This window comes from Flavobacterium sp. ASW18X (assembly GCF_005144745.1).
Classification (GTDB): Bacteria; Bacteroidota; Bacteroidia; order Flavobacteriales; family Flavobacteriaceae; genus Croceivirga.
Genome location: NZ_SWKK01000015.1, coordinates 57,186 through 74,405, shown reverse-complemented (window position 1 = coordinate 74,405; position 17,220 = coordinate 57,186). Strand labels below are relative to the sequence as shown.

Genomic DNA, 17,220 nt, shown 5'->3' with positions numbered 1-17,220 from the left:
TATTCACCTAATTTTAAGGTTATTTATCTAAAAATTAACGATGGATGCTCTTTACATTGAGGATTTGGTAGATATACATAAAAAAACGCCCTCGTTATTTGAGGGCGTTTTTGTTACTAATTTAAAGGATTTTTTACTGTTTAATATAGGTGGCTGTGTATTCGCCGTTGTCAAAGAAATCATCGTTCAAAATAAGCTCTAGAACACCAGTTTCTTGATTCCAGGTACCGCCTTGGATACAACCAATACCGTAATCTCCGCAATAATCTACATCAGAAGAAGGTTGTACTACGCCACATACTACAGAAATTTTACCGCCGTTTACCAATCCCGTATTAGAGGTGCAATATTGCAACAAACCACCATCTGCAGTTTGCAATTCCCAAGCACCATCTGGAGTTTCTGTAATCTGGATAGGAGGTATGGTACCACTAGAACCAGAGCCACAAACTGAATTGGTAACGGTGTAAGTTCCGTTTAAATCTGCAAAACAGTTTACGGTTAAATTAAAAGATTGGCCTTGAAAATAGTAAGACTCTCCATTGGTTTGGTTAACCTTTACGGTAAATTTAAACTGATCACCAATTTTCAAATCGTTTTCTGTAACCGTTAATCCAGATACAAATTCACTAATATCGGATAGGTTCACCGTGAATGGAAGGGCTTCGAAAGTATCCACAAGAACTTCGTCTCCACCATTAAAAGTTTTTACAACTTCAAAATTAGAAATTAAAGAGGCATCCTCTACAGAACCTTCTGAAACCTCCATACTCAATTCATTAGCCAGAATGCTTACGGTACTTTCATCTATGTTGTCATAATCCTCAGGTTCTCCCTGAACTTTACCAAAACCACTAACGTTTATTGCTACACCGGCAATTTTACGGTTCTGTAACACCTCTGACTCTTCCTCGCCATCGCAACCTGTGAAGACTAACGCTACACAGAAAATGAATAGGGAATATAAATTAAATTTTTTCATTATAGAATAATTAGTTTTTATCAATTACTTAACGTCCCACCAAAGCTTTGTTGTTAGTGCATCTTCACCTTGGTTAGCCACGGCACCTGCTACATTGTCTGCATTTAATGATTTTTCATCATTAGTATAGCCATAACGTGTAGGGATGCTGTTAACCCCTGGTTGTGGGTCTATAGCTAAAGATAAATTTGCAGGAATATCCGATCTTCTCCACTCAGACCAAGTTTCATAACCTTGTAAAAAGGTACTAGCCCATAATTGCTCAGCAATGGATTGGTATCCGTTATACGAAGGAGTAAAAGAACCTGCATCCAAACCATTCTGCTCTAAGGAAGCATCTATACCTGCTTGAAAGTATGTTGCGGCATCTCCGCTAGCTCCAAATCTTTCTATGGCTTCTGCAATTAATAAATTAACTTGGGCTGCCGTCATTAAAAATAACGGAGCATCTGCAGCCATATAGGCGTCTCCAATTTCTGATACAACACCGGCACCAAATCCAGATATACCTGGGTTAATATATCCTGCAGGTTTACCAACGTACTCACCATTTGCGTTTTCTTTGGCATACACTGCTAATCTTGGGTCGCTTTGGCCTTTCATAAATTCAACCAAAGCTTCTCCCATACACCACTCTGCCTGACGGCCGTTTTGTACTATACCATAATAAGGATTGGCATTAGGAGCGTTTTCTGTTTCAAAAGCAATAAAAGCGTTGTCATCATTTGATGTGATTAGATTGCCAGAGCTAATTAAAGATTGTACCTCAGAAGAATTAAATAGAGAAGTGTCAGAAATTCTCATCAAAGCTCTAAACTTAACCGATGTGGCAAATTTTAACCATTTATCAAGGTCACCACCGTACATTAAATCTTGAGAGCTACTTAACGCACCCTCACCAGTGGCAAACTTTGCAATAGCTTCGTCTAACATGGAGAATATTCCCTGATAAACTGCTTCTTGGCTATCATAAGCAGGTGTAAAATTACCATCGCTCAAACCTGCATTGGCTTCAGACATTGGAATGTCTCCAAAAGAATCTGTCAAATATTGTAAAGCCATTGCCTTTAAGGTAAGCGCTGCTCCTTGTATAGCAGGGTTTTCTGCTTCTCCACCTAACTTATACATTTCATCAGCCTCAGCAATAACGTTTACATACATGGTGTTCCAAAACGTATTAATTGCTCCAAGTCTTGGATAATAACGATCTGCATCGTTATAAATAGGTTTAGAAATATGCTGTGGCCATGTTGCCGCACATTCACCAGAAACAAAGTAATCATACACTTCGTTTACAAGAGAACGCTCAATAAATCCCAATTGTAAGTCTGCAGAAATTTCTGTTGGCTTATCTGGGTCTGTGTTTATTTCTTCAAAATTACTATCACATCCTGTTATTAACATAGTTAGGCCCAAAGGCAAACAGATGGATAAAGTTTTATATATATTTTTCATTTAATGTAATGTTTAGAAGTTAACATTTAAGCTTACACCAATTGTTCTTGTTGCAGGAGTTTGAGCATATTCTAATCCCTGCTGACCAATTTGAGTACCAAAAGCTGTTTCTGGATCAATGTGTGGTGCTTTTCTGTATAACACGGCTAGGTTACGAATGTTAACCCCAAGATTAACAGACTGAACGCCTATGTTTTCGAAAAACTGTCTTGGAATATCATAGCTTAAAGAAAGCTCTCTCCACTTTACAAATGTTGCATCGTAAACTGAAGATTCTGCTATGTTTTGGTTAAATGCAGAAGAATAGTAGTCTATTGCAGGTACAACTACGTTGTTAGGTACAAAACCACCCGCACCATCAGACATAACACCGTCTCCAATAATACCAGATTCTCTACCAATTACCGTTTCTTCTAAGATGCCAGATAGCATACCCCAAGTATTGGTTTGAGAGTAAACTTCCCCACCAATTTTAGCATCAAATAACGTACGGAACCTAAAACCTTTAAAAGAGGCGTTTATGCCAACACCTCCTACCCAGTCTGGTTGAGAGTTTCCTAAAATTTTATTGTCTCCAATAACAGGAAGACCATTTTCATATATAATTTTACCAGACGCCTCGTCACGAGCAAATGCCGGACCAAAAATAGCTCCAATAGACTCTCCGTTTCTAGCTTGTGTATTTACGTTCCATAAACCACCGGCAGAAAGGTTAATAACACCAGAGCCTTCAATGTCTGAAACCTCATTTACGTTTTTAGCAAAGTTGATGTCTAAACCTAAATTTAAACCATTGTCTTTAGCGCTTCTTAAAACGTCTATGCCTAAAAATGCCTCAACACCTTCGTTAGTAATGGTAGCTGCATTTTTCCAAGTGCTGGTAAATCCAGATGAAGAAGAAACATCTAATGGCATAATTACATCTTCGTTTTTCTTGTTGTAATAGGTTAAATTAAGATTGATTCTATTTTGGAACAATCTAGTTTCGATACCTGCTTCGATTGCTGTTTCTGTTTGTGCTTTAATATCACTATTCCAAGCTGTATTAGGAACAAATGCCGTAGGTGTGCTACCGTTCAGTGGGTTTCCAGATAATTCGTACACTGGATTAACACTGTATGCACTTAAAGGTCCTGCACTACCTGTTTGCGCCCAAGAAGCTCTTAATTTTAAGAAATTTAATTGTTGAGATTCTATATTAAGGATATCATGCACCAATGCACTAGTTGAAACGGCAGGATAAAAAACGCTATTATTCTGTATTGGCAATACACTAGCCCAGTCGTTTCTACCAGAGAAGTTAAGATAAATGTTGTCATTATAGCTTAAAGAACCTGTCCCATACAAGCTATTAATTCTTTGTTCACTACTATCATCTGATAAAACAGGAGCACCGTCTGAGTTTGCTAGATTAAATAAATTATCTATAACAAGGTTTTGGGCAATACCTCCAAAATAGGAGTATTTGTTAACCATAATCTGGCCACCCACTAGCATATTTAACTTCCATTGGTCGTTAGCTCCATATCTATCATTATAAGAAAACATAGCTTGTGAGTTCACCTCATATCTATTTCTTTCTTCTAATTGATAGTATCCGTTTCTAAAATCTACAGTACCATATTTAAATTGTTTTTCTCTAGTATCATCAAAATAATCGATGGCAGTATTTACATCAAACCTGAATTTATCATTGAATTGGTGACCAATATTGGCTGTAGCGATAAAACGGTTACGCTCCCAAGGATTTAAGTTGTTGTCCAATGCCCAGAAAGGGTTGTTGTTATACCTCAAGTTCCAGTTAAGTGGAGTTAACCTCTCTCTACCGTCATCTACAGTATTGATTAGAGGTAAATTTCTCCAATCTTTTAAAAGAGACCAATCTACTTGTCTTGCAGACCATACTAGCTGTCCTACCTGATTAGATACCTCACCGTATCCAACACCATTTCTTTGGTCAGATGTACTTTTGGTGTAACGAGCACTAAAACCAGCGCTCCATTTTTCATTTAAATCGAAAGAAACATTACCTGCAATGTTATATTTTTTTAAATCTGTATTGTAAACAATACCAGTAGCATCTGTTAAACCAAGGGATAAGCGATAAGAAGTAGATTCTGTACCACCAGAAAGCGCAACAGTGTTATCCGTAGATAAACCGGTTTGGTAAAAATTGTCTACAACGCTATTTGGGTAAGATACCCATGGTAGTGGTTGTGGGTTATCTGGGTTTTGAATGTAAGACCCAAATTGTACAAATTCTAAACCTGCATCTAATCTAGGTCCCCAGCTTTCGTCAGTACCACCATCACCACCTGCTAAACCTTCATCATAACCAAAACCATCTATAAAATGAAATAAATCTGGACTGTGTCCTTGACCGTATTCATTTTGGTAATCTGGGAATATGTAAGGGTTAGAGAAAGAAACTGTGCTATTGATACTTATGCCTAAAGCTTTACCTTTTTTTCCAGTTTTTGTGGTAATAACTAGTACACCGTTTGTACCACGCATCCCATAAAGTGCAGTAGCTTCACCACCTTTAAGAACGTTTATACTTTCAATGTCTTGTGGATTAATATCTGCCAGACCGTTTGGAACATCTGTTCCAGCGTTTCCACCATTGTAAGTGTTATTGTCTACAACGGCACCATCTACAACAATTAAAGGCTGTGAGTTACCAAAAATAGTAGAGACACCTCTAACGGTAATTCTTGAAGAAGAACCTATATCTCCCGAGGATTGCGTAATGTTTACACCTGCAATTTTACCAGAAAGTGCGTTTACAACGTTGGTAGTAGGTACATCTGCAATACTTTCGCTTTCCAGTTGTTGGGAAGAATATCCTAAAGACTTTTCTTCCCTAGAAATACCCAAAGCTGTTACCACAACTTCATCTAACGCTTGTGCATCTTCTTGCATGGCCAAATTAATTGTGGTGTTAGCACCAACAGTTCTTGTAGCATCTGTCATACCTATATAGGTATAAACCAATACATCGCCTGAGCTAGCAGTAATGGTGTAATTACCATCAAAATCGGTTTGGGTTCCGTTGGTGGTACCCTTAACCATAATGTTTACTCCAGGTAATGGAAGGCCGTCTTGGTCCGTCACTGTACCTGAAATTGCTTGCTGTGCAAAAGATAGATGCACAGTAAACGCCGTGAGGAGCGTCAAAATAAATTTCAATTTTGTTCTCATCTAGATCAATTTGAGTTTGAGTTAGAAATAATTCTTGGACATCTTGGAAAGAAAAAAGGACCTGCCTTTCATTTAATTGTGATAGCTAATTCAAAAAAAATGAAAATCAAAACCAATAATGTTTTTTGATAGGCACAGTCCTTTTAAGTATTTCTGAATGTCTGTTGCAGCAAAAGAAATGAGTTGCTGTTAGAATATGGTTTTTTCCGACCTAAGTAAATGGTTTCCGATGTAAGTTAACGTTTACACCTTTCTGTAAAGTGTTGTAGTACAGTTGGTAGTGTAAGTAATTAAGGAATTAATAAAAAATTAAGGTAAAATTTGCTTAAATGTTAATTTACTTCGTTTTGTGTTTTAATTGCTTATGATATTCTAGTGGTGTTTTGCCAGTTCGCTTTTTAAATGCCTTGTAAAAGGATACTTTATTGTTAAATCCAACTTGGAAAATTAAATCACTTACAACAATCTCCTTGTCTTTTTCCTTTTCTAAAATATTTTGGGCAAATGCAATACGATAATCGTTGATAAATTCGTAAAAGTTCTTGGAAAAGTTTTCATTGATTACTTGTGATAGGCTATATCGGTCTGTATTAAGAGTTTTAGCTAAATTGGTTAGGCTTATGGCCGAATCTAAAAAAGGCTGCTCGGATTCCATTTTTGCCAATAATTGCTCCTTGAGAATATTAGACATATCTGGAGTAAGTGCAGAATTCTTGTACTTATCTTTTTTAACGGGTGTTTGTGTAGCTTGTATGGCTAATGGGCTATTAATAAATAGTTGCCCAGCTAATAGTAAAATAAAACAGCAGAAGAAAAGTGACGCCAAAAGATTAACCATTATGGCATGTGTAAGATTCTGATTCACTTCTGCCTTTACACTAATAAAAAGCCAAATGATAAATAAGCTCGTAATTAACGCGAGCAATAACTTTATATCTTTTCTAATGATAGTCATTCGGAGTTTTACAAAGTCATAAAGAATCCAAACAAGGTAAAAGCCAACATAAAAACATCTTATCCATATATTATTCATTAAGCTAAGAGCATTTTTTTGCACAGCTGCGTATGGTGGTTCAAAAAACTGAATAGACATATAACTCATTAATGCAATGGCAAATGGTATTAAATGGATTAGAGGTTTTTTCCCTTTTTCCCTATCAATCTTAAAAAATCTGGTATGCAGATACAAAAAGAAAAAGGGGATAAAAAGAAAAATATTGACCCTAAAAAAAGGAATTTTTGGTACGTAAGCTATCTTTGAAAAAGATATAAAGTTGAGTTCTAGTAAAATGGTGGATGTAGAGAGTAGTAATAAGCCTAAGTACAACGCTATTTTTCTTTTAAAACCATTAGTTTTAGCAAGTATCCAGGCTGCTGTTGCCAAACCGCCTAGGCTACAAACGATAAAAAATATAGTAAGCACGTTAATGGCTAAATCATTTATTTCCTGAGTAGGAGGTGCTAATGGGTTTGTAGCCGATAACGGAAAATGTAAAACACGGAAAAAACAACGAATTAGCGCCATAGGCGCTTTAATTGTATAAGGTAAAATCATGTATTGGTCAAGATTGTCTAAAGACAAATGTATATTTTAGGAAAATTAAGTGTATAAGCTACGCTCTTATATTTTTGTTAAAAATGCAACATAATTTGACTTAAATCATCAGATTATCAACTTAGTAGCTTGTAAATGTTTATCTAAATTTACTTGCTTTAAAAGAATTTTGGTTTAATAAGCATAGAGTTGATTATCTTTAAAACAAAAAATATTGCTTCATTATTCTATCATTGAGCATGCCACAAGTAAAGAATGGGTAACTTTTGTTCATGGCGCAGGAGGTAGTTCTACTATTTGGTATAAACAGGTTAAAGCTTTTAAAGAGCATTTCAACATTCTGCTTTTGGATTTAAGAGGTCATGGAAAATCTAAATTTCACTTAAAAGAAGCCTTGAAATCCAAATACACTTTTGATGCTATAACCCAGGATATTAAAGAGGTTGTTGATTACTTAGAAATTAAGAAATCGCATTTTGTAGGTATTTCTCTCGGAACCATATTGATAAGAAATTTAGCCGAAAAACACCCGACCTTAGTAAAAAGTATGGTTATGGGTGGGGCTATAATGAAAATGAATTTTAGAAGCAGAGTGCTCATGCGTTTAGGGGTTATTCTTAAATCTGTTGTGCCTTACATATGGTTATATAAGTTTTTTGCATTTGTGATTATGCCCAACAAAAATCACAAGGAATCTAGGTCCTTATTTGTTAGAGAAGCTAAAAAATTATATCAGAAAGAGTTTATAAGATGGTTTAAACTTACCTCAGAAATAAATCCACTTTTAAAACTTTTTAGAATGGTAGATTTAAAAATACCAACATTGTATGTAATGGGGAGTGAGGACTACCTGTTCTTACCTACCATAGAAAAAGTGGCAGAACAGCATACTTTTAGTCAATTATACGTAGTTCCACATTGTGGTCATGTAGTTAATGTGGAACAACCGCATCTGTTTAATGAAAAAGTAATTGCATACTTAAGATTAGACAATAAAAAAACCGGCGCAATACACCGGTTTTAGACTAACTAACTCAAAAAAATGCTAACTCAAATAACTCGAGGCAAAATTCAATTTTCTTAACTAGGTTTAGGTTATCTAAACTTTAGCAATAGGTTATTGTTGCTTTGCCTCTAGTATAAATTTAACGCAATAAAAAAACCTTTAGTATTCATTGTTATATTAAATTAAGGTTAAATTGAAGCTCTGATACTTAGATTGTTAGCATCCTTTTAAGTAAATATTACAGTCTTATTATTGTACACTACAGTTTTGTGCTGCACATGTAGTTTAACGGCTCTAGATAAAACTATTTTTTCTAAATCTCTTCCCTTAGCTATAAAATCTTTTATGGAATGGGTGTGGCTTACTGGAGCGACATCCTGTTCAATGATTGGGCCTGCATCTAATTCTTCTGTAACATAATGGCTTGTTGCTCCAATAATTTTTACGCCACGTTCAAAAGCTGCATGGTAAGGTTTTGCTCCGGCAAATGCAGGTAAAAAAGAATGATGTATGTTAATTATTTTATTGGGGTATACATCTATTACCGTAGAACTCACTATCTGCATATATCTAGCTAGAACTACAAAGTCAACCTTATATTCTTCCAGTAATCTTAAATGCTCTTGCTCTGCGTCTTTTCTATTAGCTTTAGATATTGGTACATGATAAAAAGGAATGCTAAATTGGTCTGCAATATATTTTAAGTCGGTATGGTTACTTAATATAAAAGGTATATCAGCTTCCAACTCACCAGAATGATATCTACTTAATAAATCGTACAGGCAATGATTGTATTTAGAAACAAATATGGCCATACGTGGTTTTTCTTTTCGTAAAAAAGCTTGCCACTTCATTTGGTAATTTGCCGCTATTTGACTTTCAAATTCTTGCTTAAAAAGTGCTTTGGTGTATCCATTTTCAAAATCAGCTTCTAATCGCATAAAAAATACACCCGCAGGTTTGTCTACGTGTTGATCTAGATACACTACGTTACCACCTTTTTGATGTAAAAAATTGGTAACAGTACTGATGATGCCTTTTTGGTCAGGACAATGTATTAAAACGGTTAGATTCATGTAATGCTAAATCGATTAAAATTATATAATTGAGAATTTAACCCTTCAATTTGCATGCTTAATTATTAAATTATAATTAATATTAAATAATTGTTGCATTTATCTTAAATTGCATACGATTTAATTCATCTTTTTAACATGGAACAAGTTAAGGCATATACTCCCAACAATAAAATTAGAATTGTTACAGCAGCATCGTTATTTGATGGTCATGATGCGGCCATTAATATTATGCGTAGAATTATCCAAGCTACTGGGGTAGAGGTTATTCATTTAGGGCATGATAGGAGCGTGGAAGAAGTGGTTAATTGTGCCATACAAGAAGATGCCAACGCAATTGCTATGACTTCTTATCAAGGTGGTCACAATGAATACTTTAAATATATGTTTGATTTGCTGCAGGAAAAAGGGGCTGGGCATATCAAAATTTTTGGTGGTGGCGGTGGAGTGATTTTGCCAGAAGAAATTAAGGAGCTGATGGATTATGGCATTACGCGTATTTATTCTCCAGATGATGGTAGAGAAATGGGATTGCAAGGTATGATTAATGATTTGGTGCAAAAAAGTGATTTTGCTACACCTGCTTTAAAATTGCCACAAGGAAATTCATTAGGGGATGCCTTAATTAAAAAAGATGTCAATACTATAGCACGTCTTGTGTCAATCGCAGAAAATAGATATGATGAATTTAAATCGTTGTTTACGGTTAAACCTAATAGAGCTATTCCTGTTCTTGGAATAACGGGAACAGGAGGTGCGGGTAAATCTAGCTTAGTAGACGAATTGATACGGAGGTTTTTGACTGATTTTGAAGACAAACAAATTGCAGTAATTTCTGTAGACCCATCTAAAAAGAAAACAGGTGGTGCGCTTTTGGGAGATAGAATTCGAATGAATGCCATAAATAATGAGCGTGTATACATGCGTTCTTTGGCAACTAGACAATCAAACTTGGCACTGTCTAAACATGTAGAAGAGGCAATACAGGTGCTCAAAGCTGCGGCGTATGATTTAATTATTTTAGAAACCTCTGGTATTGGCCAGTCTGATACCGAAATCTTAGAGTATAGTGATGTCGCTTTATATGTAATGACCCCAGAATTTGGTGCGGCTACACAACTGGAGAAAATAGATATGCTAGATTTTGCAGATTTAGTGGCAATAAATAAGTTTGATAAACGGGGTGCTCAAGATGCATTGAGAGATGTTCGTAAGCAGTACATGCGTAATCACAATCTTTGGGATATAGACCAAAAAGATTTACCAGTTTATGGAACAATCGCTTCTCAATTTAACGACCCAGGAATGAACCGTTTGTATACTTCTATCATGGAGGTTTTGAACTCAAAGGCAAAAGCTGGTTTAATTTCTAAAACTAAGTTGGAAGTGGGTTTAAGCGAAAAGAAATTTATTATTCCGCCAGCTCGTAGTAGGTACTTATCAGAAATTGCAGAAAGCAATAGGGGCTACGAAACAGAAGCTGAAAAGCAAGCACATATAGCTCAAAAACTATACGGTATTTACAAGACGCTACTTTCTGTTGTAGGAGGGCAAAAAGAGTTGGAAGAGACAGAATTTCTAGAACCTAACGGATTGGCTGTAAATAAACTTTCGGCTATAGTTCAAGAAGAAAATAAAGAGCTTTTACAACTTTTACTGGCTGAGTTTGATCGCGTAAAGATGGATTTGCTGCCAAGAAATTGGGAACGTTTAATGCAGTGGGGAAACCAGTTGAAACGTTATAAAGACCCAATTTTTAGTTTTAAAGTTAGAGACAAGGAAATTAAAATAGAAACACACACTACCTCATTATCTCATAACCAAATTCCAAAAGTTGCCTTGCCAAAGTATAAAGCTTGGGGAGATATTCTTTTATGGATGTATAAAGAGAATGTTCCTGGAGAGTTTCCGTACACAGCTGGTATATATCCTTTTAAAAGACAAGGAGAAGATCCAACCCGTATGTTTGCAGGGGAAGGTGGTCCAGAGCGCACCAATAGAAGGTTTCATTACGTTAGTCTAGATATGCCGGCTAAACGTTTGTCTACGGCATTTGATTCGGTAACGCTTTATGGAAATGACCCAGATTACAGGCCAGATATTTATGGTAAAATTGGTAATGCAGGGGTTTCTATCTGTTGCTTAGATGATGCTAAGAAATTATATTCTGGGTTTGATTTAAGTGACCCCATGACTTCTGTGAGTATGACGATTAATGGGCCTGCGCCTATGTTGTTAGGGTATTTTCTAAATGCTGCTATAGACCAAAATTGTGAGAAATATATTAAGGAGCAGGGCTTGGAAGAAGAAGTAAAGTCAAAAATCGCTGCCATCTATAAGGAAAAGGGTATGGCTGTGCCAACTTATAATGGCGATTTACCAAAAGGGAACAATGGTTTAGGACTAATGTTACTTGGGGTTACGGGGAATCAAGTGTTGCCAGCAGACGTTTATAATACAATAAAAGCATCAACATTAAAACAGGTTAGGGGAACCGTTCAGGCAGATATTTTAAAAGAAGACCAAGCACAAAACACGTGTATTTTTTCTACTGAATTTGCAATTCGTTTAATGGGGGATGTGCAAGAGTATTTTATAGAAAATGGAGTTCGTAATTTCTATTCGGTTTCTATTTCTGGGTATCATATTGCGGAGGCAGGTGCAAACCCAATTTCACAATTGGCCTTTACCTTGTCTAATGGATTCACTTATGTAGAATATTACCTAAGCAGAGGGATGGATATAGATAAATTTGGTCCTAATTTATCTTTTTTCTTCTCTAACGGAATAGACCCAGAGTATGCTGTTATTGGTAGGGTTGCCAGGCGTATTTGGGCAAAAGCCATGAAGGAAAAGTACGGGGCTGGTCCACGAGCACAAATGTTAAAGTACCACATACAAACCTCTGGTAGGAGTTTACATGCTCAAGAAATAGACTTTAACGATATCCGCACCACGTTACAGGCCTTATATGCTATTTATGATAATTGTAACTCGCTGCACACCAATGCTTATGATGAAGCTATTACTACACCAACAGAAGAATCTGTACGCAGAGCTATGGCCATACAGCTTATCATAAATAAAGAATTAGGTTTAGCTAAGAACGAGAACCCGTTACAAGGCTCTTTTATTATAGAAGAGCTAACAGATTTAGTAGAAGAAGCTGTGTTGTTAGAGTTTGATAGAATTACAGAGAGAGGCGGTGTTTTAGGTGCTATGGAAACCATGTATCAACGTTCTAAAATACAAGAAGAAAGCTTGCATTATGAGAACCTGAAACACTCTGGCAAGTATCCTATTATTGGTGTGAATACATTCTTAAGTTCTAAGGGTAGTCCAACAGTATTGCCACAAGAAGTAATTAGAGCTACAAAGGATGAAAAAGAAGCTCAAATATCCACCCTGAATAATTTGCATATTGCTTACGAAGAAAAGGCGGAAGCTTTGCTGCAGCAATTACAGCAAACAGCTATAGATAATAACAATACCTTTGAGGCGCTTATGGAAGTGACTAAATATTGTTCTTTAGGTCAAATTACTAAAGCGTTGTTTCAAGTAGGAGGGCAGTATCGTAGAAACATGTAAAGTTTAAGTATTGAGCTTCAAAAATAAAAAAGGCTTCAAAATTTTTTGAAGCCTTTTTAGTATTTAATAAACACCTAGGTTAGTCATTTTTACTATTTACTAAAGATTTTCTCCATTGCTTAAAAGTACGTCTAAATAATTTAATTTCTCTTCTCAAAAGATATATATATTCTTTTTCTTTAATTCCGTCTTGTTCTAAACCGTTACAATAAGATAAAATATTTCTAGTCATAATACTGATGTGTTTCATAGTATTGATTCTAGAAGTGAAGCAACTAGTTTCGTAAGCTTTCTGTATGGAGGTAGAAATTAATGATGCATCTGTAACCAAACTATTCGCAATAACATGTCTTAGACCGGCAGTTTTAGTTAGGGTAAAGGCATCATTATCTTTAGAAAAGTATAGTGCAATTGCACTACTCAAATCACGCAATGCAATCGATTTTTTATATACAGCTAAAGAATTGTAACTATTCTGTTCCATTAATTACCCTACTAAATTGGTAGTCTAAAGATAATTCCATTTTTAAAATGATTATCTTTAGTTTTTAAAGCAATTATTTAAAAAGGCTTTAGAAAATAACTTATTAAGCAGAATTAGGTTTGAAAAATAAATTAGATAAGCTAAGTGTTGAAATCTTGCTTTGTTTACAAGAAAATGCACGGGCAAGTTATGCAGATATCGGTCGTAAAGTAGGCTTAACGTCACCAGCCGTGGCAGAGCGGATAAAGAAAATGGAAGACCTTGGTATCATAGAAGGTTATAACGTTAATATCTCTTACAGTCAGTTAGGATATCAACTTACAGCAATGGTAACCTTAAGAGCCTTTGTGGGTAAGCTAAAACCCTTTTTAGAACATGTCAAAAGTTTTGAAGAGGTGCGTAATTGTTATCGCATAACAGGGAACGAAAATATTATTATGGAAGTAGTAATACGGGACCAAAAACATTTAGAAACTTTTATAGATAAGTTAATTGTGTACGGGGAGGCGCGTACGCACATTGTGTTGTCTAATGTAGTATCCAATCAATTACTAACAAGAATAAAAAAATAAACTAAGTCTATGTTCTGGCTAGGTTTTTGTGGTTGTAAAAATATGGTGAAAAAATACGCGGCTTTGGTTATTGCAGTTGTCATCTCACAGATGATAATGGCTCAAGACATAAAACTTGTTAAAGGTAAAGTGATGGATTCCATTGTGGTAAATGATTCTATTGCAGAAGATTTTTCCTTATATCTGCCTAACGATTTTGAGGCAAAAACTACATGGCCTTTGTTAATGGTGACCGATTTAAAAAAGAATGCAAGTCAGCAGTTAAGGCAACTGGCTCCAATAGCAGAAAGTAAAGGTTATATTTTGGTTGCGCCCAATAGCTTAAGTTCAAAAGCGGCTATTGCGGATAATATTTTAGAGGTTAAAAATGCCTTAGAGACTGTTGTTAATACTTTACCTATTAATCGTTCTGCCATATATGTTGCTGGTTTTGGAGAGGGTGGTCGTTTTGCATCTCTAGTGCCAGTTTTGATTAAAGATTTTAAAGGAGTTTTAGGGATACACACATCATTGGCAAATGTAGAAGTATTAAGTAGTAAGAATAATTATCATTACGTTGGGCTTACTTCTAGAGAGAATTATAATTATGCAACTATAGTAGAGGAGGAAAAATTACTAAATGGCTACAGAATACCGAATAATTTTATTTTTTACGATGGAGCAGATGGCGAATTAAAAATGGATGATGTAGCACGTGCGCTATCTTATTTTGAGTTGTTGGCTATGGCTAAAGGTTATAAAGCAAGAGATACCGCAAAGGCTATTGCTTATTACAAAAAAGATGAGATGGCTTTTAGGTCAGAAATGTCTCAACAGAATTATTTAATGGCAGATAGGATTCTACAAGAAATGCAGTCGCTATATAGACCTTTTATGAATGTAGATTCGCTAAAACGTTTGCAACGCGATTTAAGAAAGATAAGTACCTACAGGTCTCAAAAACGTCAATTTGAATCATTACGTTTTAATGAGAATTTAAAAAGAGAGGATTTTGCTTACTATTTAGAAGAAGACGTTCTAACTTATAATTATAATAATCTAGGGTGGTGGTTGTTTAAAATGAACGAGTTAGATAAGCAAATACAAGGGCAAGATAAATTAGAGCGGCAAATGGCGCTAAGATTAAAAGGGTATGTAAATGCTTTGGCAGATTACCAAATAGATGTGCTAACATTATCTGATTCTCCTGATGAAGAAGCCTTGGTCATTACCTATATGATTAAAACGATTATTGAGCCGGAGAATGCACAAAATTATCTAAATGTAGTATCTATAAGCGCTAAGAACGAAGATTATGGTACCGCTATTTATTATTTAGAAGAATTGTTGAAAATAGGGTACAAAGACAAACAAGCAATTTATAATGTGGAACATACTGCACTGTTAAAAATTATGCCAGAATTTAATGCCTTACTAGAAAAATACCTGGGAGAAAGTAGGTATTAATTCTGTGCCTTTAAAAGTTAAGGTTTTAGATGGCAAAGCTATAGATTGTATTTTTGTGTAATGAAGTACGTTTTACTATCCACTCTTTTCTTTATTATAGCTTGTGGGCAACAAAAAAAATATCACAAACAAACTGATGAGGAGCAAGCTTCAATTAATAGTGATGCTGTTAGAAAAATTCTATATTTTCAAAATAAACTCAATTCTGAGTTTAAAGACCCAGAAAGTTCTCCTTTGCCGGATAGGTTTAGAAAAGATTTTGAGGGTTTAGATTTTTTTATGCCAGATACCAATTACATCGTGACTGCTAAATTACAACGCACTCCAGATGCAGAACCTTTCTTATTGCCAACTACAACTAGTCGTAAATCTCATGAAAAGTTATATGCTATTGCACATTTTGTTTTAAATGGTATTGAGCATCAGTTAGAGATATACCAGAGTTTAGAATTGTTAGATGAAGAAGGGTATGAGGATTATTTGTTTTTACCTTTTTTAGATAATACCAATGGAGAAGAAACGTATGCTGGCGGTCGTTATATAGATTTAAAAGAGCCAGAAGGGGATTCTATTGTAATTGATTTTAACAGAGCGTACAACCCCTATTGTGTTTACAATAAAAAATACTCCTGCCCCTTGGTGCCAAGGCAAAATTATATGAAAACCAAGGTTCTGGCAGGAGTAAAAGATTTTATAAAACACTAAAAGCCCGGTTAACCGGACTTTTAGCATCATTTCACTGAACGTTATTGTGAGTTGGTTAGTTAACTAAACACAACTAATCATTAATCAAAAGAGTAGATTGCGGCAATAGCAAATGTAGCTAAGCTATTTGTGGCAGCTAAGTCGTTGTCTGTGTAAGGCTCAATGTCGTTACCCCAGCTGTCCAATCTAATTTCTGGCTTAATGATTAAATTATCAACACTGTAGCTTCCAGTTAAAGTTAAAGCTAATACAGGAGCATCGTCACCCTCGTCTTGAGTAAATGCAAAGTATTCTCCTCTTAAACCTAATGCAAAGTTTTCAGAAGTAGAGTATTGTGGATACAATGCAGCACCGTAGAAACCAGAACCATCATTTGTTGCTAACGCAGCATTGATTCCTAAGAAGAAATCATCAGATAAATCAAAACCACCAGTATAATCAATCTCAAAACCTAATGCTTCACCGCCATCATAATATAAGTTGATGAATTGGTCATAGAAACCTAATTGCGCTCCTAAAGAGTATGCTCCAGTAAGGTTGTTGTTTACATCGGTTACATTCATTACAGCAAGCATTAAGCTCATATCATCAGATAATCCAAAATCCGCCTTTAAACCTACGTGAGAAAAAGGTCCATTAGAGAATAGGTAAGATGTACTGTAGTTAAAGTTAGCTGCAGGAGCAATTACTTCATAACCCAAAAAGGTATTGAATCTACCCATGGTCAAAGTTGTTCCTTCACTTACATTCCAATAGGCATATAATTGGTTTAGGTTGTAACCTCCTGTAGCATCATCGCCTCTAGGACCAAATACTACATCTGCAACTGCACCAACGCTACCTTTTTCATAAGAAGCAATTAGGTTTGCCATACCCAAAGCAAAACCAGTTTCGTTGGCAAAAGATGTGCCAGGGTCAACAGTTCCGTCTGCATCAGAAGTAGTAAGTGCAGTTCTATAATAAGTATCTACACTACCGCTTAGGCTTAATGGGCTAGATTCTTCTTCTTCCTGTGCTGTTGCACTAACTGCAAATAAAGCAGCAGCTGCTAATACTGTATTTTTTATGTATTTTGTAGAAATAATCGTTTTCATAAATGTGATGTTTTTGTGTGACTCTTTTTGAGTCATTTTTAAGTTTTTAATCGAAT

General features: G+C 35.5%; 12 protein-coding genes. 5 read left to right on the top strand and 7 right to left on the bottom strand.

Going from position 1 to position 17,220, the window contains the following annotated elements; genetic code table 11:
• Nucleotides 1-133: 133 nt before the first annotated feature.
• The 4 genes from FBT53_RS11445 to FBT53_RS11430 form a co-directional block, all read right to left on the bottom strand.
• Nucleotides 134-982, bottom strand: a complete 849-nt coding sequence (locus FBT53_RS11445; protein ID WP_136951325.1) for a hypothetical protein — start codon at nt 980-982, stop codon at nt 134-136.
• A 24-nt stretch (nt 983-1,006) separates the two neighbouring features.
• Complete coding sequence (locus tag FBT53_RS11440; protein WP_080319569.1) at nt 1,007-2,437, bottom strand: SusD/RagB family nutrient-binding outer membrane lipoprotein; 1,431 nt, start codon at nt 2,435-2,437, stop codon at nt 1,007-1,009.
• A gap of 12 nt (nt 2,438-2,449) precedes the next feature.
• On the bottom strand, nt 2,450-5,638 hold the full coding sequence (locus FBT53_RS11435; protein WP_136951324.1) for a SusC/RagA family TonB-linked outer membrane protein: 3,189 nt from the start codon (nt 5,636-5,638) through the stop codon (nt 2,450-2,452).
• A 337-nt stretch (nt 5,639-5,975) separates the two neighbouring features.
• Nucleotides 5,976-7,220: an AraC family transcriptional regulator gene (locus FBT53_RS11430; RefSeq protein WP_136951323.1), complete on the bottom strand. Its 1,245-nt coding sequence runs from the start codon at nt 7,218-7,220 to the stop codon at nt 5,976-5,978.
• Between the two features lie 187 nt (nt 7,221-7,407).
• Between FBT53_RS11430 and FBT53_RS11425 the strand changes: the two genes are divergently transcribed.
• Entirely contained in the window at nt 7,408-8,217 is an 810-nt protein-coding gene (locus FBT53_RS11425) for an alpha/beta fold hydrolase (protein WP_136951322.1), read from the top strand.
• A 209-nt stretch (nt 8,218-8,426) separates the two neighbouring features.
• Here FBT53_RS11425 and purU read toward each other — a convergent pair whose 3' ends face one another.
• Entirely contained in the window at nt 8,427-9,275 is an 849-nt protein-coding gene (purU, locus tag FBT53_RS11420; RefSeq protein ID WP_136951321.1) for a formyltetrahydrofolate deformylase, read from the bottom strand.
• 138 nt (nt 9,276-9,413) lie between these two features.
• Between purU and FBT53_RS11415 the strand changes: the two genes are divergently transcribed.
• A complete protein-coding gene (locus FBT53_RS11415; RefSeq protein ID WP_136951320.1) occupies nt 9,414-12,863 on the top strand; it encodes a methylmalonyl-CoA mutase family protein in 3,450 nt (1,149 codons plus the stop codon).
• Nucleotides 12,864-12,942: 79 nt separating this feature from the next.
• Here FBT53_RS11415 and FBT53_RS11410 read toward each other — a convergent pair whose 3' ends face one another.
• Nucleotides 12,943-13,347, bottom strand: a complete 405-nt coding sequence (locus FBT53_RS11410; RefSeq protein ID WP_136951319.1) for a hypothetical protein — start codon at nt 13,345-13,347, stop codon at nt 12,943-12,945.
• Nucleotides 13,348-13,466: 119 nt separating this feature from the next.
• Here FBT53_RS11410 and FBT53_RS11405 point away from each other — a divergent pair, with 119 nt between their 5' ends.
• The 3 genes from FBT53_RS11405 to FBT53_RS11395 are packed head-to-tail and all read left to right on the top strand — an operon-like array spanning nt 13,467 to nt 16,070.
• Complete coding sequence (locus FBT53_RS11405) at nt 13,467-13,919, top strand: Lrp/AsnC family transcriptional regulator (RefSeq protein WP_136951318.1); 453 nt, start codon at nt 13,467-13,469, stop codon at nt 13,917-13,919.
• Nucleotides 13,920-13,961: 42 nt separating this feature from the next.
• Nucleotides 13,962-15,365, top strand: coding sequence for a hypothetical protein (locus tag FBT53_RS11400; protein ID WP_136951317.1), 1,404 nt, complete (start codon nt 13,962-13,964; stop codon nt 15,363-15,365).
• Between the two features lie 60 nt (nt 15,366-15,425).
• Nucleotides 15,426-16,070 (top strand): DUF1684 domain-containing protein, encoded by a 645-nt coding sequence (locus tag FBT53_RS11395; RefSeq protein ID WP_136951316.1) that lies wholly within the window; start codon nt 15,426-15,428, stop codon nt 16,068-16,070.
• An 80-nt stretch (nt 16,071-16,150) separates the two neighbouring features.
• Here FBT53_RS11395 and FBT53_RS11390 read toward each other — a convergent pair whose 3' ends face one another.
• A complete protein-coding gene (locus FBT53_RS11390; protein WP_136951315.1) occupies nt 16,151-17,164 on the bottom strand; it encodes an outer membrane beta-barrel protein in 1,014 nt (337 codons plus the stop codon).
• Nucleotides 17,165-17,220 lie beyond the last annotated feature (56 nt).